The 16,739-nt window shown below is 72.6% G+C and carries 19 protein-coding genes and 1 pseudogene; 8 read left to right on the top strand and 12 right to left on the bottom strand.

Annotation, left to right across the window (positions count from 1 at the left end; translation table 11 throughout):
- The first annotated feature begins 5 nt into the window (after window positions 1-5).
- A complete protein-coding gene (locus L3i22_RS09480) occupies window positions 6-1,316 on the top strand; it encodes a serine hydrolase (protein ID WP_221326589.1) in 1,311 nt (436 codons plus the stop codon).
- Between the two features lie 64 nt (window positions 1,317-1,380).
- Here L3i22_RS09480 and L3i22_RS09475 read toward each other — a convergent pair whose 3' ends face one another.
- Window positions 1,381-2,268: a DMT family transporter gene (locus L3i22_RS09475; protein ID WP_221326588.1), complete on the bottom strand. Its 888-nt coding sequence runs from the start codon at window positions 2,266-2,268 to the stop codon at window positions 1,381-1,383.
- Window positions 2,269-2,333: 65 nt separating this feature from the next.
- On the opposite strand from L3i22_RS09475, the gene L3i22_RS09470 reads away from it, so the two are divergent.
- Window positions 2,334-3,746, top strand: a complete 1,413-nt coding sequence (locus L3i22_RS09470; protein WP_221329879.1) for a PLP-dependent aminotransferase family protein — start codon at window positions 2,334-2,336, stop codon at window positions 3,744-3,746.
- Here the strand turns inward: L3i22_RS09470 and L3i22_RS09465 are convergent.
- Window positions 3,733-4,539: a DUF3097 domain-containing protein gene (locus L3i22_RS09465; protein WP_221326587.1), complete on the bottom strand. Its 807-nt coding sequence runs from the start codon at window positions 4,537-4,539 to the stop codon at window positions 3,733-3,735. The two genes, L3i22_RS09470 and L3i22_RS09465, sit on opposite strands and share 14 nt — an antisense overlap.
- 89 nt (window positions 4,540-4,628) lie before the next feature.
- On the opposite strand from L3i22_RS09465, the gene L3i22_RS09460 reads away from it, so the two are divergent.
- Together L3i22_RS09460 and L3i22_RS09455 are read left to right on the top strand one after the other, a co-directional pair.
- Window positions 4,629-5,411, top strand: a complete 783-nt coding sequence (locus L3i22_RS09460; protein ID WP_221326586.1) for a hypothetical protein — start codon at window positions 4,629-4,631, stop codon at window positions 5,409-5,411.
- A gap of 73 nt (window positions 5,412-5,484) precedes the next feature.
- Complete coding sequence (locus tag L3i22_RS09455; RefSeq protein ID WP_221326585.1) at window positions 5,485-5,994, top strand: NUDIX domain-containing protein; 510 nt, start codon at window positions 5,485-5,487, stop codon at window positions 5,992-5,994.
- Here the strand turns inward: L3i22_RS09455 and L3i22_RS09450 are convergent.
- From L3i22_RS09450 to L3i22_RS09440, 3 genes are read right to left on the bottom strand one after another with little or no spacing between them, the layout of a single operon-like run.
- Window positions 5,972-6,379: an NUDIX domain-containing protein gene (locus L3i22_RS09450; RefSeq protein WP_221326584.1), complete on the bottom strand. Its 408-nt coding sequence runs from the start codon at window positions 6,377-6,379 to the stop codon at window positions 5,972-5,974. The two genes, L3i22_RS09455 and L3i22_RS09450, sit on opposite strands and share 23 nt — an antisense overlap.
- Complete coding sequence (locus L3i22_RS09445; protein ID WP_221326583.1) at window positions 6,376-6,864, bottom strand: NUDIX domain-containing protein; 489 nt, start codon at window positions 6,862-6,864, stop codon at window positions 6,376-6,378. Before L3i22_RS09445 ends, L3i22_RS09450 begins: the two co-directional genes overlap by 4 nt.
- Window positions 6,865-6,879: 15 nt before the next feature.
- Window positions 6,880-7,470, bottom strand: a complete 591-nt coding sequence (locus tag L3i22_RS09440; protein ID WP_221326582.1) for a hypothetical protein — start codon at window positions 7,468-7,470, stop codon at window positions 6,880-6,882.
- A gap of 72 nt (window positions 7,471-7,542) precedes the next feature.
- Between L3i22_RS09440 and L3i22_RS09435 the strand changes: the two genes are divergently transcribed.
- Window positions 7,543-8,133 (top strand): signal peptidase I, encoded by a 591-nt coding sequence (locus L3i22_RS09435; protein WP_221326581.1) that lies wholly within the window; start codon window positions 7,543-7,545, stop codon window positions 8,131-8,133.
- Here L3i22_RS09435 and L3i22_RS09430 read toward each other — a convergent pair.
- On the bottom strand, window positions 8,086-9,648 hold the full coding sequence (locus L3i22_RS09430; RefSeq protein ID WP_221326580.1) for a hypothetical protein: 1,563 nt from the start codon (window positions 9,646-9,648) through the stop codon (window positions 8,086-8,088). The genes L3i22_RS09435 and L3i22_RS09430 overlap by 48 nt on opposite strands.
- Before the next feature lie 76 nt (window positions 9,649-9,724).
- A pseudogene (locus L3i22_RS54570) lies at window positions 9,725-9,850 on the bottom strand (hypothetical protein); the annotation flags it as partial.
- A gap of 76 nt (window positions 9,851-9,926) precedes the next feature.
- On the opposite strand from L3i22_RS54570, the gene L3i22_RS53395 reads away from it, so the two are divergent.
- Entirely contained in the window at window positions 9,927-10,103 is a 177-nt protein-coding gene (locus L3i22_RS53395) for a hypothetical protein (RefSeq protein WP_255658071.1), read from the top strand.
- Window positions 10,104-10,392: 289 nt separating this feature from the next.
- Here the strand turns inward: L3i22_RS53395 and L3i22_RS09420 are convergent, their stop codons facing one another.
- From L3i22_RS09420 to L3i22_RS09400, 5 genes are all read right to left on the bottom strand, one after another.
- A complete protein-coding gene (locus tag L3i22_RS09420) occupies window positions 10,393-10,974 on the bottom strand; it encodes a hypothetical protein (RefSeq protein WP_221326579.1) in 582 nt (193 codons plus the stop codon).
- A 40-nt stretch (window positions 10,975-11,014) separates the two neighbouring features.
- A complete protein-coding gene (locus tag L3i22_RS09415) occupies window positions 11,015-11,851 on the bottom strand; it encodes an HAD-IIA family hydrolase (RefSeq protein WP_370644534.1) in 837 nt (278 codons plus the stop codon).
- Window positions 11,791-12,822 (bottom strand): ferrochelatase, encoded by a 1,032-nt coding sequence (locus L3i22_RS09410; protein ID WP_221329878.1) that lies wholly within the window; start codon window positions 12,820-12,822, stop codon window positions 11,791-11,793. The genes L3i22_RS09415 and L3i22_RS09410 overlap by 61 nt, the downstream gene beginning before the upstream one ends.
- 73 nt (window positions 12,823-12,895) lie before the next feature.
- The gene (fabI, locus tag L3i22_RS09405) at window positions 12,896-13,663 is read right to left on the bottom strand and encodes an enoyl-ACP reductase FabI (protein WP_221326577.1); all 768 of its coding nucleotides are present in this window, start codon (window positions 13,661-13,663) and stop codon (window positions 12,896-12,898) included.
- 32 nt (window positions 13,664-13,695) lie between these two features.
- The gene (locus L3i22_RS09400) at window positions 13,696-14,400 is read right to left on the bottom strand and encodes a beta-ketoacyl-ACP reductase (RefSeq protein ID WP_221326576.1); all 705 of its coding nucleotides are present in this window, start codon (window positions 14,398-14,400) and stop codon (window positions 13,696-13,698) included.
- 91 nt (window positions 14,401-14,491) lie between these two features.
- Here L3i22_RS09400 and L3i22_RS09395 point away from each other — a divergent pair, with 91 nt between their 5' ends.
- Together L3i22_RS09395 and L3i22_RS09390 are read left to right on the top strand one after the other, a co-directional pair.
- Window positions 14,492-15,706, top strand: coding sequence for a sensor histidine kinase (locus L3i22_RS09395; protein WP_255658070.1), 1,215 nt, complete (start codon window positions 14,492-14,494; stop codon window positions 15,704-15,706).
- Window positions 15,703-16,362: a response regulator transcription factor gene (locus L3i22_RS09390; RefSeq protein WP_221326575.1), complete on the top strand. Its 660-nt coding sequence runs from the start codon at window positions 15,703-15,705 to the stop codon at window positions 16,360-16,362. The genes L3i22_RS09395 and L3i22_RS09390 overlap by 4 nt, the downstream gene beginning before the upstream one ends.
- Window positions 16,363-16,739 lie beyond the last annotated feature (377 nt).

Genomic DNA, 16,739 nt, shown 5'->3' with positions numbered 1-16,739 from the left:
CCACCGTGACACTGCTTCCGGAGACCGTCCGGCGGATCGACGAGATCGCCGCCCGGGCACAGGCGCACGGCCGGGTGCCGTCGCTCGCCCTGGCCGTGGTGCGCGACCGGGCGGTGCTGCACTTCGCGGGCGCCGGGGAGAGCCCGCGACCGGACCCGAAGACGCAGTACCGGGTCGGCTCGATCACCAAGACGATCACCGCGACGCTGGTCATGCAGCTGCGCGACGAGGGGTTCTTCGCCCTCGACGACCTGCTCTACCGGCACCTGCCGGGCACCCCGATCGGCGGGGTGACGCTGCGCCAGCTGCTCGGGCACGTCTCCGGGCTGCAGCGGGAGCCGGACGGGGCGTGGTGGGAGCGCCGCGACGGCGGTGACGTGGATCAGCTGCTGGGCGGGCTGACGTACGAGAAGCTGACCGGTCCCCCGTTCCGCCGCTTCCGGTACTCGAACCTCGCCTACGGCCTGCTCGGCGCGGTGCTCAGCCGGGTCACCGGGCAGAGCTGGGCCGAGCTGGTCACCAAGCGGGTGCTCGACCCGCTCGGCATGAAGCGGACCAGCTACCTGCCGATCGAGCCGTACGCCCGCGGTTACGTCGTGCACGCGCTCGGCGGGGCGCCGCACGAGGAGCCGCGCCCGGACGCCGGGGCGATGGCCCCGGCCGGCCAGCTCTGGTCGACGGTCACCGACATGGCCAAGTGGGCCGGCTTCCTGGCCGATCCGGCGCCGGGCGTGCTGGCCCGGGAGACCGTCGACGAGATGTGCAACCCGGTGACCATCGCCGACCTGGAGTCCTGGACCGAGGGGCACGCCCTGGGCCCGCAGCTGTTCCGGGTCGGCGAGCGGGTCTACATCGGCCACGGCGGATCGATGCCCGGCTACGTCGCGCACTTCGCGGTGCACCGCCGCAGCCGGTTGGGCGTCGTGCTCTTCGCGAACGCCTACGGCCTGGCCGGCCCGGAGAACATCAAGCACCTGAGCCTGCGGACCCTGACGACGGTGCTGGACAGCGAGCCGGCGGCGCCGGTGGCCGCCTGGCAGCCGCCCGCGCCGCCGCGGGGCGAGGCGGCCGAGATCTGCGGCCGCTGGTGGTGGATGGGCCGCGAGTACGACGTCGCCCCGGACGGCGACGCGCTGGTGATGACCGGTCCGCACCACCGCACCGAGTTCCGCCGGGAGGCGCCGGACCGCTGGCGCGGACGCTCCGGCGAGAACGAGGGCGAGGTCCTCACCGTGCGACGGTCCGCCGACGGCGAGCCGGCCACCATCGACATCGCCACCTTCGTCTACAGCCGCGACCCCCGGCATCTCGCTTAAAAATCTTGAAAACCCTGCTTGGGTACGCCGTGAGCCCGGTCCCGTGGCCCTCCCGCGGAGCAGGTCAGACCGGAGCCAGGACGGGCTCCGGGGCAGGGGTCCGGGTGGTCAGGCCCAGTGCCAGGCCGGCGGCGACGACCGCGATGCCGAGCCAGACCAGCGGGTCCGGGGCCGGGCCGCCGAGCGCCATGCCGGTGAGCGCGGCCGAGATCGGGGCCACCCCGGTCAGCAGCCCGGCCCGGCCGGGCCCGAGGCGGGTCACGCACGTGTACCAGAGCAGGAACGCCACGGCCGTGACCGCGACCGCGAGGTACGCGCCGGCCAGCACGTCGTCGGCGTGCAGGCGCAGCGCCGCGGCCGGGCCCTCGATCGCCAGGCCGAGGACGCCGAACAGGACGGCCGCCATCCAGGTCGCGTGGACCGAGACGCCGAGCGGCCCGTGCCGGCCCAGCACCGGGACCGCGAGCAGGGTGAACAGCGCCTCGCAGACGAACGTGACGACCGCCCACAGGACACCGGCCGCGTCGGCCCGGCCGAGACCCTCGACCAGGATCGCGCCGAGCGTGACCACGGCCGCGGCGAGCAGCACCCGGCGGCCCGGGGCCTGGCCGGACAGCCCCGGGCCGCCGACCGCGAGCAGGATCGGGACGCAGGCCACCGCGACGCCGAGAACGGCCGGCTCGGCGTGCCGGGCACCGTGGACCAGGGCGATGTTGAAGACCAGGAGCCCGGCCAGGGTGACGCCGAGCAGCCAGAGCCACTCCGGGCCGCGGGGGCGGCGCACCGGGGTCCGCCGCCGGCGCGCCCAGGTGATCAGGAGCAGACAGGCCACGGCGTACCGGAGCGATTGGACGGTGAGATTCGGCGCGTCCGCGAGGTGGCCGGAGACCGCGACGCTGCCGCCCACGAAGACCATGCCGGCCGCGCCGGCGAGGATGGGTAACGCCTTCATGCCGCTATCCTCGGGGTGAACTTGGTCCGGTTCGAGGACCAATCCGGGCGCGATGAGGAGGACCAATTTCCGGCTCCGACTTTCTGCAGCTGCGGGCCGAGCAGGCGCCCGCCAAGGGGCTGACCGGGTGGCTCGCCGGCGGCCTGCGGACCGCGATCGCGGCCGGGCGGCTGGCGCCCGGGGCCCGGCTGCCGGCGACCCGGCTGCTCGCCGCCGAGCTGGGCGTCTCCCGGGGCGTGGTGGTGCAGGCCTATCAGCGGCTGGTCGACGAGGGGCTCGCGGACGCGCGGACCGGCTCGGGGACCGTGGTGACCCGGACCGCCTCGATCGCGCCGCGCCCGGCCGCGGACCGGCGGCGGACGCTGCACGAGCTGCGGCTGCCGCTCTCCACGCCGGACGGCATCGACCTGAACCTGTCCCCCGGGGTGCCGGATCTCGCCGCGTTCCCGCGGGCCGCCTGGCTGCGGGCGGAACGCGCGGTGCTGGACCGGGTGACCGCCGCCGACCTCGGCTACGGCGACCCGGGCGGCACGCCGCGACTGCGCGCTGAGGTCGTGGCGTGGCTCGCCCGTACCCGCGCAATTAGGGCCGACGCGGACGACGTGCTGGTGTGCGGCGGTGTAGCGCAAGGTCAAGCGCTCCTGGCGCAGGTTCTGAAAGGCCGCGGCGAAGCCGCGATGGCCGCCGAGGATCCCGGTTCGCGCGGCACTCGCGATCAATTACGACATTGGGGGGTACGGACCGAGCCCGTCCCGATCGACGAGCACGGCCTGCTCGTCGGGCCGCTGCGGGCGACCGGGCTGGACACCGTGCTGCTCACCCCGGCACACCAGTTCCCGACCGGCGTGGTGCTCGCCCCGGACCGCCGGCGCGAGCTGCTCGCCTGGGCGCGGGAGGGGAACCGGCTGATCCTCGAGGACGACTACGACGCCGAGCACCGCTACGACCGCGCGCCGGTCGCCGCGCTGCAGGGCTCCGCCCCGGAACGGGTCGCCTACCTGGGCAGCATCTCCAAGTCGCTGGCGCCGGGGATGCGGCTGGGCTGGCTGATCGCGCCGCGCGGGATGCAGGCCGAGCTGCTCGCCGCCAAGCACGCCAGCGACCTGGGCACCTCGGCGCTCCCCCAGCTGGTGCTGGCCGAGCTGCTGACCAACGGCGACTACGAGCGGCACCTGCGCACGGTCCGGGCCCGGCAGCGGGCGCGCCGGGACGCGCTGCTCGCCGGGCTGCGGGCGCACCTGCCGCGGGCCCGGGTGCGCGGGGTGGCGGCCGGGCTGCACCTGCTCGCCGAGCTGCCGTCCGGGGACGACGTCGCGATCGCCGAGCGGGTGCGGGCTGAGGGCGTGCTGGTGCATCCACTGAGCTGGCACCGCCTGCGGCCGGGCCCACCCGGCCTGGTCCTCGGCTACGCCGCGCACTCTCCCGACCGCCTCACCGAAGCGGCGGCCCGGATCGGCCGCGTCCTCAGTCCTCGATGACCGTGACGTGGTCGATCAGGCGCTCCATGGAGTTGATGAGGGGGGTCTCGACGTCCTTGTAGCTGTGGACCGAGGCGAGGATCTTGCGCCACATGTCCTGTGGGGTGCGGACGCCGACCGCGGCGCAGACGCCCTCCTTCCACGGGCGGCCCGGCGGGATGACCGGCCACTTGCTCAGGCCGACCCGCTGCGGCTTGACCGCCTGCCAGACGTCCACGTACGGATGGCCGGTGATCAACACGTCCGGGTGGGTGACGGCGGCCACGATCCGGCTCTCCTTCGACCCCGGCACCAGGTGGTCGACGAGCACGCCGAGCCGGCGCCGCGGGCCCGGATCGAACCCACGCACCGCCCCGGCCAGGTCGTCGATGCCGTCCAGCGGCTCCACCACCACGCCCTCGATCCGCAGGTCGTCGCCCCAGATCCGCTCGACCAGGGCGGCGTCGTGAATGCCCTCCACCCAGATCCGGCTCGCCTTCGCCACCTGGGCGGGCACGTTCGCCACCGCGATCGACCCGGACGCGGTCACCCGGCGCTGCGCGGGCGTGGCGCCCGGCGCCGGCCTGCGCAACGTCACCGGCTGCCCGTCGAGCAGGAACGCGGCCGGGGCGAGCGGGAAGTTGCGGCGCTTGCCGAACCGGTCCTCCAGCACCACGGCGCCGAGCTCGAAGCCCACCACCGCGCCGCAGAACCCGGAGTCGGCGTCCTCGACCACCAGGTCCGGCTCGGCGTCCACCGCCGGGATCACTTTTCGCCGGCGCCAGTTGCCGGACAGCACGTCCTCCCCATACATGAGTCGCACGGTAGCCCGTACTTTCGGACACGCCGGGGTGACGCTCCGAGTCGAGACAAGGTTCCCGGGTGGCACGTACCCTTGCTCGCATGTCACCCGCAGCAGATGCGGCCACCCGCACCGCCCGCCGGTCCACCCGATTCGTGGCCTGGGTGCGGGCCTGGCGCGCCGGACTGATTCCGTTCGACGACCTGGCCGACGAGATCGCCGCCGACGAGGAGCACCTCGTCGCCGATGCTCCGGGCACCTGGACCGATGTCCCGCTCGGTCAGGGCCTGCCGATCTTCGCGAAGCTGCATCCGGACGAGATCCGGCTGGTCCTCCCGGTCCCCGGCGACCCCCGCGGCCTGCCCGGCCCGGGCGCGCTGACCGGCGCCGCGCTGCTGGCCGGTGAGGCGGTGATCACACCGGAGTTCGGGGTGGTGCCCGAGGTCCGCCGGCACACGTCCGGCTCCGGAGTGGAGTTCGAGACGGTGGTCTGGCAGGTGCTGCCCGCGCCGGAACACCGGCCGGTGTTCCAGATGGGCGCCGCCGAGGCCGAGGCGGAGCTGACCACCGCACTCGCCGAGGCCACCACCCGGCTCACCAAACTGGACGTGGCGCAGTGGAAGCCCGAGCTGGCCGGGGCGCTGCAGGCGCTGCGCCGGCCGGACAGCGCGGCCACCCTGCCGGTCGGCTTCGACCCGCGGTCGCGGCGGCTGTTCGCCCGGGCCAGCGTGCTCGACCAGGTGCTCGCGCTGGCCGGGACGAACGCGCCGGGCGGGGCCGTCAACGGCTACGAGGCGCAGCAACGGGACGAGGCCCTGCGCCCGCTGACCGCCGCGTGCCGGCAGGCCCTGGTCGCCGCCTGCAACGCGCCGTTGCACGCATGAGCGAGCCGGCGAGCGAATCATCGGGCTCAGCCACTACGTCATGCCGACGCCGGGGCGCAGCGGAGGCGGCGGCATGACGCCCGACAGGCACGCGCACTGCACGTTCTGCGGGGCGCGGTTCGTGCCGAACCAGTCCTGGCCGCGGCGGTGCACGGCGTGCGGGGAGACGACGTACCGGAACCCGACGCCGGTCGCGGTGGCGCTGCAGCCGATCGGTTCCGGTCTGCTGGTGGTGCGGCGGGGCATCCCACCGGCCGAGGGCCGGCTGGCGCTGCCCGGCGGATTCATCGAGTTCGGCGAGACGTGGCAGGCCGGTGCGACCCGGGAGCTGGGCGAAGAGACCGGCCTGAAGGCCGACCCCGCCGACGTACGTCTTTTCGACGCCCTCAGTGCCCCCGACGGCACGCTGCTCGTCTTCGGACTGTTCCCGCGCCTCCCGGACACCTCCGGGCTGCCACCGGCGCCGCAGGGCGACGAGACGCTCGGGGTCGAGGTCCTGCGCGGGCCGGCCGAGCTGGGTTTCAGCCTGCACACCCAGGTGGCGGCCCGGTGGTTCGAGCTCAGTCGATCAGGTCGGCCCTGACCAGCTCGTCCAGCAGCAGGCGGATCGCCGGGGCGCAGCGCGCCGCGTCGGCGGAGGTGAACCAGCCCAGTTCGGCGATCTCGTTGGCCACGGCCGGGGTGGCGTCCGGCTCGGACGGCTCACCGAGGAAGGTCACGAGCCGGACCCGGGTGCCGGGTGGTCGATTGTGGGCGGGGGCTTCGATCGTACGGAAAAATTGCAGTTGATCTGCTTTTACGACGATGCCCACCTCCTCCAGCGTCTCCCGGGCGGCGGCCTCGGCATGGGTCTCCCCAGGCTCGGGCTTGCCGCCGGGCAGGTAGAAGGCGTCCGAGTCGTGCGCGCGGACGACCAGCACTGACCGATCCCGCACACACACCCAAGCAGCCGCAACGACCTCGCTCATGAGAGCACGAAGCTGGCGCCGGACTCGAAGCGCGCCAGGTCGTCCAGGGTGCGCCGGGTGCTCGGCCCGACCCCGTCCGGCAGCGCGTCGACCGGGTAGAACCCGGCGTCGATCGTCTCGTCGGTCTCCCGCAGCAGCTCACCGGACCACGAGTCGGCCCGGCAGGCGAGCGTGACGTGCTGGTACGGCTGCCCCCAGGCGCTCACCGCCAGCTGCTCGCCGGAGTAGAGCGCGAACGGGGTGACCCGGTGCACGGCGAGCCCGGTCTCCTCCAGCACCTCGCGGATCGCGCAGTCCCGCAGCGTCTGCTGGAGCTCCATGGTCCCGGCCGGGAACGCCCACCGGCCGTTGTCGCTGCGCCGGATCAGCAGCACCCGGCCGTCGTCGTCGCGCAGCACGGCGCGCGCGCCGACGGTCATCAGCACCCGGCCCGGGCCGACCGACTCCCGCAACTGACCCAGATAAGACTCTTCCCACGCCGGCACGCCAGCGACGTTATCTCAGCCGCGCAGCTCCCAGGTGAACGGGATGCCGGTGATGCTGTTGTTCTCGGCGGCGGCGGTGTTCTGGATCTGGGTGGTGAACCGGAACGCCTTCTTGGCGCCGATGGCCGGCAGCCATCCGGTGTCGACCCCACTGGCGTACGACGTCTTGGTGTTCTCGAACGTGTAGAGGGTGCTGCTGACCAGCGGGGCGACGGCGTCGGCGACGAAGTTCGCACAGGACGCGGTCGGGTCGACGCCGGGCGCGACGCTGAACGAGCCGATCTCCACGGTCAGGCCGATGTAGGTGGAGAAGTCCGCGGCGGCGACCTTGGTGGAGTCGCCGTACAGGCGGACGTTCGCGGCCGGCGTGGCGATGTCACCGACATAGGTGACCTCGATGCACTTACTCAGCGCCGCGGTGCCCTGCTTGGCCGCCGACGCGAACATGGCGGTGGCGCCGCCGTCGTTGTCGGCGAGGTTCACCGCGCCGGAGACCCACTGGTTGGCGGTGTTGTCGGTGGTGCCGGAGAAGGCCGCGCTGGACGCGTTCCACACCGTGAACCCACTGATCAGCAGGCCCACGGCCAGCCCGGCGGCGACGGCCACGGGACCACGTTTCTCCCTCATGGCCGCTCAGATCGGAGCGGAACGGCCGAAGTTGAGGAACGATCACGTGTTGTGACCGACTTTGCACACCGCGGGCGGCGCGCCGGCCCGCTGGCGCTGCTCTCGATCCTGGCGGTCGGGCTGCTGTCGGCCGCCGCCGGGCTGCTGCTCTGGACCCTCGTCCCGGTGCTGTTCGGCTGGTCGTCGTCGGTGGTGGTGAGCGGGTCGATGCAGCCGGCGATCCGGGCGGGCGACGTGGTGGTCACCGCGCCGGTGCCGGGGAAGGACATCCACGCCGGCTACGTGATCCGCTTCCGGGACCCGAGCCGGCCCGGGCGGGCGGTGCTGCACCGGGTCCAGCGGATCGGCGACGACGGCCGGCTGATCACCAAGGGTGACGCGAACCGGGTGGCGGACTCCACCCCGGTGCCGGTCGGCGCGGTGACCGGGATGGGACGGCTGCGGGTGCCGTACGCCGGGTTGCCGATGCTGTGGTGGCTCCGGCGGGACTACCCGAAGGTGGCCCTGACCGGGCTGGCCCTGATGACGCTCTGCCTGCTCGTCCCGGCCGGCTGGGGCTGGGCGGGGCCGCCGGTCGGCCGCCACCGGCGCGGCTCAGAACAGCGCGAACACCGTGGAGGCGTGCAGCGCGGTGCCGATTGAGCTCGGCAGGATGCCGCTGACCAGGGCCGGCGTCAGCACCGGGCTCGCGGCGGCGCTGCCGGTCTCGTTGTTGCCGTTGGTGCCCCAGCAGAACACCCGGTTGTCGATCTTGCGGCCGCAGGTGAAGCTCAGCCCGGTGATCACCTGGGCCCAGTCGTTGTTCGTGCCGCCCGCGGTCACCGGCTGCGGGACGTACCAGTACGCCGGAGTGACCGCGCCCTGCCCGATCTCGCCGCTGGTGTTCTGGCCCCAGCAGTAGAGCGCGCCGGTGAGTGTGATCGCGCACGCGTGCTCGTAGCCCGCCGACAGCGACTGGTACCCGGCGCCGACCGCCTGCGGGGTGGTTCGGGAGACGTTCGCCGCGACGGCCGGGTCGAGGTTCGCGCCGAGCTGCCCGGCCGCGTTGTTGCCCCAGCACCAGAGGCTGTCGTCGGTCTGCAGGCCGCAGTGGAAGTAGTCGCCGCCGGCCACCGCGCGCCAGGTGCCGGTCCCAGCCGCGGTCACCGGCTGCGGCGTCGGCTGGGCGCCGCTGCTGCTGTAGACGACGCCGTCGCCGAGCGCGCCGTTGCCCGCGCCACCCCAGCACCAGAGCGTGGTGTCGGTCCGGATCCCGCAGGTGCTGTACGCCGACGCGGCCAGCCGGCTCCAGACCGCGCCGCCGAGCACCGCGGCCGGCGCGGTGACGTTCGCGGTGGCGCTGGACCGGACCGTGCCGGTGCCGCCCCGGCCGTTCGGGTCGCGGCCCCAGCAGTACGCGTTGTGGGTGGTGCTGACCCCGCAGATGTGGTCCCAGCCGGCCGAGAGGTTCGCCCAGGTCCCGCTCGGTGGGCCGGCCGCCTGGGTGAAGGCGTAGCGGTGCGCGTAGTCGCCGGTGGACAGCTGGCCGCGCAGGTTCTGGCCGAGGCACCACAGGGTGCTGTCGGCCTTGCTCGCACAGAAGAACGTCGACCCGGGCACCAGCGTGGTGAACGGGCCGGCCCCGGTGCGCGGGGCGAAGTACGCGGTCCGGCTCTTCGGCTCGATGCCGAGCTCCCCGTGGTCCGCGTCGCCCCAGCAGTACAGCTTGCCGGTCGACTTGATCGCGCAGGCGTGCCGGCCGCCGCCGGTCAGCTTCGCCCACCCGGTCTGCCCGACGATCTCCTTGGGATCGGTCCGGGTCGCCGGGTCGCCGTTGCCGAGTTGCTGGGCGGCGCCGCTCCCCCAGCACCAGATCACCCCGGTGCCGCGCAGGCCGCAGGTCTGGTCGCGGCCGGGCGCGACCGCGGTCCAGCCGGTCGCCGTGCCGACCTGGGCCGGCGCGGCCCGGTTCGTGGTGTCGCCGACGCCGAGCTGGCCGAGCGCGTTGCCGCCCCAGCACCAGAGCGTGCCGTCGGGGTGCACCCCGCAGGTGGAGCCGGCGCCGGCCGCGACCGTGCTCCACGCCGCCGAGCCGACCTGGACCGGGGTGTTCTGGACCGCCGCGCCGGCGCCCAGCTGCCCGCTCGCGTTGTTGCCCCAGCACCACAGGGTCGCCACGGTCTTGCGCAGCGCGCAGCGCGCAGGCGTAGTCGGTGCCGGCCGTGACCGCGGTCCAGGTCGCCGAGCTGACCAGCGCCGGGGCGTTCTGGGTGCCGCCGGTGACGCCGGCGCCGAGCTGGCCGCTGGTGTTGTCGCCCCAGCAGTACAGGGCCTCGGTGGCCAGCTGGATGCCGCAGGCGAAGGTGCCGCCGGCGGCCACCGCGCTCCACGTCGTGGCGCCCTGGGACACCGCCGGACTGTGCGCCGCGTAGTCACCGACGCCCAGCTCGCCGGCCGTGTTGTCGCCCCAGCAGGTCAGCGTCGGGGTGGGCTTGGCCAGCGCGCAGGTGAACCGGCCGCCGACGCTGAGCGCGGACCAGGCGGCGTTGGTCTGCTCGCGGGCCGGGACCACCACGATCGTCTGCGCCTGGGTGGTGCCCGACTGGCCGTACGTGTTGTCGCCCCAGCAGTAGATCTGGTCGGCGCCGGTGAGGATGCCGCAGGTGGTCTCGTCCCGGGACGAGACGGCGGTCCAGTTCGACGTGCCGACCTGGGCCGGATAGCCCTGGTCGAGGCCGCCGAGCCCGGAGACGCCGTCGTAGGTGTAGCCCCAGAGCGCGACCGGCCCGTCCGGGAAGGTGGTGCTGGTCGGGCTGCCGGACCAGACGGTCGACGCCGTCCAGGTGGCCGCCACGACACCGGGCGGGGCGCTGCCGGTGATCAGCACCAGCAGCACCAGCAACCCGCCGAGCACCCGCCGCATCAGGCCTGCGCCTCCCAGGTGTACGACGCGCCGGTGGTGCTGCTCTGCGCGCTGTTCGGCGCCGACGAGCTCAGCGTGTAGGTGAACCGGTACGTCTTGGTCGTCGTGGTGGACGCCGTCCACGCGCCCAGCCCGGTCGCGTACGTGTTCGCGTTGGTGCTCAGCCAGACCAGGTCGGAGCTGGTGGTCACGGTGGACTGGTTGGCCAGCCCGGCCCAGTCCGAGCAGTCGGCGGCCCCGGTCCCGTCCCGGCGCAGCACCGTCATCTGGATGTACTGGGCGAGCCCGCTCGCGGTGTACGCGTTCTGGTAGAGCTTGATCGTCGCCAGCACGTTCCCGGTGTAGGTCACCGTGACGCACTGGTCGGCGGTGTCGCCGGGCCGCAGGTTGGCGCCGCCGAGGGCGAAGAGCGCGCTACCCGGCGCGGACGTGATGCTGACCTGGCCGGAGTGCCACTGGTTGCCGGTGTTGCCGGTGGTGTCGGTGAACGCGGCGCCGGTCGACCGCCAGACCAGGGCACCACTGAGCAGACCACCCATCAGCAGTCCGAGGGCGATCAGGACGGCCGGTCGTCCGATCACCTAATTCTGATCGGGCGGCCGGCCGGTTTGCTGAGTACGGTCAGATCTCGTCGATCAGGTCGGCGACCGAGTTGACGATGCGGGACGGGCGGTACGGATACGTCTCCGACTCCATCCGGCTGCTGATGCCGGTCAGCACCAGGATCGTCTCCAGGCCGGCCTCGAGACCGCAGAGGACGTCGGTGTCCATCCGGTCGCCGATCATCGCGGTGGACTCGCTGTGCGCGCCGATCGCGTTCAGCGCCGAGCGCATCATCATCGGGTTCGGCTTGCCGACGAAGTACGGCTTCACCCCGGTCGCCCGGGAGATCATCGCGGCCACCGAGCCGGCCGCCGGGAGCAGGCCCTCGTTGGACGGGCCGGTCGCGTCCGGGTTGGTGCAGATGAACCGGGCGCCGCCGTTGATCAGCCGGATCGCCTTGGTGATCGCCTCGAAGCTGTAGGTGCGGGTCTCGCCGAGCACCACGTAGTCCGGGTCGAACTCGGTCAGCACGTAGCCCGACGCGTGCATCGCGGTGGTCAGACCGGCCTCGCCGATCACGTACGCGGTACCGCCCGGCCGCTGGTCGGCGAGGAACTGCGCGGTCGCCAGCGCGGCCGTCCAGATCGACTGCTCGTCCACCTCGAAGCCCATCCGGGTCAGCCGGGCCTGCAGGTCACGCGGGGTGTAGATGGAGTTGTTGGTGAGGATCAGGAACGGCTTGCCGGACGCCTTCATCCGGTTGACGAACTCGGGGGCGCCGGGCACCGGCTCGCCCTCGTGGACGAGCACGCCGTCCATGTCGGTGAGCCAGCTCTCGATGGCTTTGCGTTCCTTCATGAAGTGGCTCCAGGTCGCTTCGCAGGGGGGCAGCAGTTCGTCGGGCAGACGTCCCAGGTCGGGAGCGTACCGAGCGTCGTGTGCGGTTGATCACTCAGCCGTTCCTGCACGAGCTCGCGCACCATCGCGACGAACCGCGGGTGCACACCGGGGGTGGCGGCACGGGCATAGCCGAGGCCGAGCCGGGCCGCGGTCTCCTTGGCCTCGTTGTCCAGGTCCCAGATGACCTCGAGATGATCGGAGACGAAGCCGATCGGGCTGACCACCACGTCGGTGACGCCCTTGTCGGCGAGCGCGGCCAGATGGTCGTTGACGTCCGGCTCCAGCCAGGGCACCTGCGGCGGGCCGGACCGGCTCTGCCACACCAGGTCGTGACTCAGATCGGCCGCCGCCCGGGCCTGGACCAGCCGGGCGGTCTCCTCCAGTTGGGCGGTGTAGCGGCCGCCGTCCGGCCCGGCGTTGCGGGCCATGCCCACCGGGATGGAGTGCGCGGTGTAGACCACCCGGGTGGTGGCGCGGCGGGCCGGGTCCAGGCCGGTCAGCGCGGCGCGGACCGCCTCGGCGTGCGGCTCGACGAACCCGGGGTGGTCGTGGAACTGCCGCAGCTTGCTGATCAGCGGCGCCTTCGGCCCGACGTGCTTGCGGGCCGCGGCGATGTCCTCCCAGTACTGCTTACAGGACGAATATCCGCCGTAGGCGCTGGTGGCGAAGCCGAGCGCGTGCTCGACGCCGTCGTCACGCATCCGCGCGACGGTGTCCGCCAGCATCGGATGCCAGTTGCGATTCCCCCAGTACGCCGGCAGGGCGATGCCGTGCCCGGCGAACTCGGCCTGGACCGCGTCGAGCAGGTCGCGGCACTGCTGGTTGATCGGGGACACCCCGCCGAAGTGCATGTAGTGCTCACGCACCTCGGCAAGGCGCTCGTCCGGAACGCCGCGCCCGCGCACCACGTTGCGCAGGAACGGCATCACGTCATCGGGTTTCTCCGGCCCACCGAAGGAGAGCAGGACGAACGCGTCGTAAGCCACCACGCGCCCATCCTGCCACCGCGCAACTCACCAAACGCGGGCGAACCCGACTCCTGTCGGCGGTGTCACGCCGTCACGCCGCGATGGCGTGGTAGCCCCCGTCGACGTGGACCATCTCGCCGGTGGTGGCCGGGAACCAGTCGGAGAGCAGGGCGCACACGGCCCGGGCGGTCGGCTCGGGGTTGGTGAGCTCCCAGCCCAGCGGCGCCCGCTGGGTCCAGGCGTCCTCGAAGTCGCTGAAGCCCGGGATCGACTTCGCGGCCATCGTGCGCAGCGGGCCGGCCGACACGATGTTGCTGCGGATCCCGTGCTTGCCCAGGTACATGGCGAGGTAGCGGGACGCCGACTCGAGCCCGGCCTTGGCCACGCCCATCCAGTCGTACAGCGGGTACGCCTTGGTCGCGTCGAAGGTCATGCCGACGATCGAACCGCCCCGGTCCATCATCGGCAGGCAGGCGGTCGCCAGCGACTTGTAGGAGAACGTCGACACGTGCAGTGCCTGCGCCACGTCCTCCCACGGCGTCTCCAGGAACGTGCCGCCCAGGGCACTCTGCGGAGCGAAGCCGATCGAGTGGACAACGCCGTCCAACCCGTCGACGTGCTCACGGACCCGGGAGGTCAGCGAATCCAGCTGCTCCTGGTTGGTCACGTCCAATTCGATGACCGGCGCCGGCTCGGGGAGCCGCTTGGCGATCCGCTCCACCAGCGAGAGCCGGCCGAAGCCGGTGAGCACGACGGTGGCGCCGTTCTCCTGCGCGAGCTTCGCCACCGAGAAGGCGATCGAGGCGTCGGTGATGACGCCGGTGACGAGCAGCCGTTTACCGGCCAGCAGTCCAGACAACATTCTCTCCTGAAAAGAATTCTCGGAAAAACTCAGTGCCCCATCCCCAGACCTCCGTCGACGGGGAGCACGGCGCCCGAGATGTACGCCGCGCTGTCGCTCGCCAGGAAGGTCACCGCGGCGGCGACCTCGTCGGCTGTGGCGAGACGACCGGCCGGGACGGCCTTGATGATCTCGGCCTTGCGCGAGTCCGGCAAGACGTCGGTCATCTCGGTCTGGATGAAACCGGGCGCGACCACGTTCGCCGTGATGTTCCGCGTGCCCAGTTCCCGCGTGATGCTACGGGCCATGCCGACCAGGCCCGCCTTCGACGCGGCGTAGTTCACCTGGCCGGGGCCGCCGTACAGGCCGACCACCGAGGAAATGAAGATCATCCGGCCCCACTTGGCCCGGAGCATCTTGGCGCTGGCCCGCTTCGCGACCCGGAACGTGCCGGTCAGGTTGGTGTCGATGACTCGCTCGAACTGGTCCTCGGACATCCGCAGCAGCAACGTGTCGTCGGTGATGCCGGCGTTCGCGACCAGGATCTCGACCGGACCGATCTCGGTCTCCACGAAGCTGAACGCGGCGTCGACCGACTCGGCGTCGGTGATGTCGCACTGCACGCCGAACAGGCCCTCCGGCGCGCCCGACCCACGGTGGGTGATGACGACCCGGTCGCCCTGCTTGGCGAACGCCTGGGCGATGGCCAGGCCGATGCCACGGTTTCCGCCGGTCACCAACACGGTGCGAGGCACAGCGCACTCCTTCGAGAGGTACGGGTCATACCCTGGTAGGGGGTACCGCAGGGCGACGACAAGACCAGCATGCCGTCCTAACCTGCTGAGCATGGAGACTATCCGCCCCGAGGCGCGTCACACGGTCATGGGGCCGTTGTCCTCCCTGGCGTTCAAAAGGGAAACGCCCCGGCCCCGGATCCGGCGACGGGTGTGGCGTTATTTCGCGCCGCTGCTGCTGCTCGTGACCGTCTCGATCGGCATGGGCGCGTGGGCCTACCTGCTGGAGGACCGCGGCCTCAACCCCTATCTCGCGGCCGCGATCGCGGCCGGTTCGGTGCTGCCCCCGCTGGTCGCGCACCGCCGGCCGGTGCTGGCCTGGCGGCTGGTCCTGGTGATGCTCTTCGCCGGCGTGGTCTTCCATCGCCCGGCCGAGCCCTGGCCGTGGAATCCGGTGCAGATCCTCACCACGCTCTACGTGCTCGGCCGGCTCGCCGCGGTCAGCGAGTCGATGGTCACGGTCTGGGCCACCGGGCTCACCCTGATCCCGCTCTACGCCTTCGCCCCGCGCGGCAACGTGGCCGGCGCGACCGTGCTGATCGTCGCGATCGCGGCGCTCGGCGACATCTGGTCCCGGCGCCGCCGCACCCGCGCCCTGCTCGCCGAGCAGGAGGAGCTCAACGAGCTGGAACGGGCCAAGCGGGCGGTGCTGGAGGAGCGCACCCGGATCGCCCGGGAGATGCACGACGTGGTCGCGCACCACATGTCGATGATCGCGGTGCAGGCCGAGACCGCGCCGTACCGGCTGGCCGGGCTGCCCGCGGAGGCGAGGGACGAGCTGGCCACGATCGCCGCGGCGGCCCGCGAGGCGCTGACCGACATGCGCCGGCTGCTCGGCGTGCTCCGGGCCGAGGACCAGGCGGTGGAACGGGCGCCCCAGCCGGGGTATGAACAGATCGCCGAGCTGGTGGCGACCGTCCGGCGGGCCGGGCTGCCGGTCACCGGCGACCTGCCGGAGCTGGGCGGGATCGACGGGACGGCCGGGCTCACGGCGTACCGAATCGTGCAGGAAGCCCTGGCCAACGCGGGCCGGCACGCGCCGGGCGGCCCGGTGTCGCTGACCGCTCGCGCCGACGACGACCGCCTGGAGCTGAGCATCCGCAACGAGCTGACCAGCCCGCCGGACCCCGCCCACAAACCGGGTCACGGATTGATCGGGATGCGTGAGAGGGTGGCCCTGCTCGGCGGCGACCTGACCGCCGGGCCGGACGGCGCGGGCGGCTACCAGGTGCTCGCGCGGATCCCACGGCAGCCGGAGGCGCGATGATCAGGGTGCTGATCGCGGACGATCAGGCGATGGTCCGGCAGGGCTTCGGCGCGCTGCTGGCCGCGCAGCCCGACCTGCTGGTGGTCGGCGACGCGGCGGACGGCGCGGCCGCGGTCACCGCCGCCCGCAACCTGAACCCGGACGTGATCCTGATGGATGTCCGGATGCCGGTGATGGACGGGCTGGAGGCCACCCGGCGGCTCACGAGCGGCCCCTCCGGCGGGCCCCGGATCCTCATCCTCACCACGTTCGACCTGGACGACTACGTGTACGAAGCGCTCCGCGCCGGGGCCAGCGGCTTCCTGCTCAAGGACGCGCCGGCCGCCGACCTGGTGCAGGCGGTGCGCGTGGTGGCGGCCGGCGAGGCGCTGCTCGCGCCGTCGGTGACCCGGCGGCTGATCGCCGAGTTCGCCGCCCGCCCGCAGCGGAACCGGGCCCGCCCGGTCGCGCTGAACGCGCTCACCCCGCGCGAGACCGAGGTGCTGCGGCTGATCGCGCGCGGCCGGTCGAACCAGGAGATCGCCGCCGACCTGATCGTCGCGGAACAGACGGTCAAGACACATGTCGGGCGGATCCTGACGAAACTGGCGCTTCGTGACCGCGCTCAGGCCGTCGTGTTCGCCTACGAGACCGGCCTGGTCGCCGCGGGCGAATGACCCGTCCGGGTGTTCCGTGCCACCTGCGGAGATCCCGAGTTTCTTAAGTTGTCTTTAAGGGGTACAGTTCCCGGCGGTTCCCTGGCCCGACGACTTTCCGGAGGTGATCGCTGTGCGAGATAGCGATCCTCCTAGTCGTGGCCGGGACGCTCGTCAGCGTTTCTGACCGCTGACCAGACCTCCCACCCGTTCCCACCGGCTCGACCTCGCGTTTCGCGGGGAAGCCGGTCGTGTCGTGTGCGCCGCGGCACTCAGGGTCCGGGCATGGCCGCGACGTGAGCTGTGCGCATCAACCGCCAGTCACGAAGCGGAAGTAGGTGGCACCATCATGAAGAACCTGATCGCTCCCCTCGGTTTGACCGTCCTGTCGGCATGGG

Source organism: Actinoplanes sp. L3-i22 (assembly GCF_019704555.1).
Lineage (GTDB): Bacteria > Actinomycetota > Actinomycetes > Mycobacteriales > Micromonosporaceae > Actinoplanes.
The sequence above is the reverse complement of the archived record's forward strand: the minus strand, read 5'-3'. Positions and strand labels throughout refer to the sequence as shown.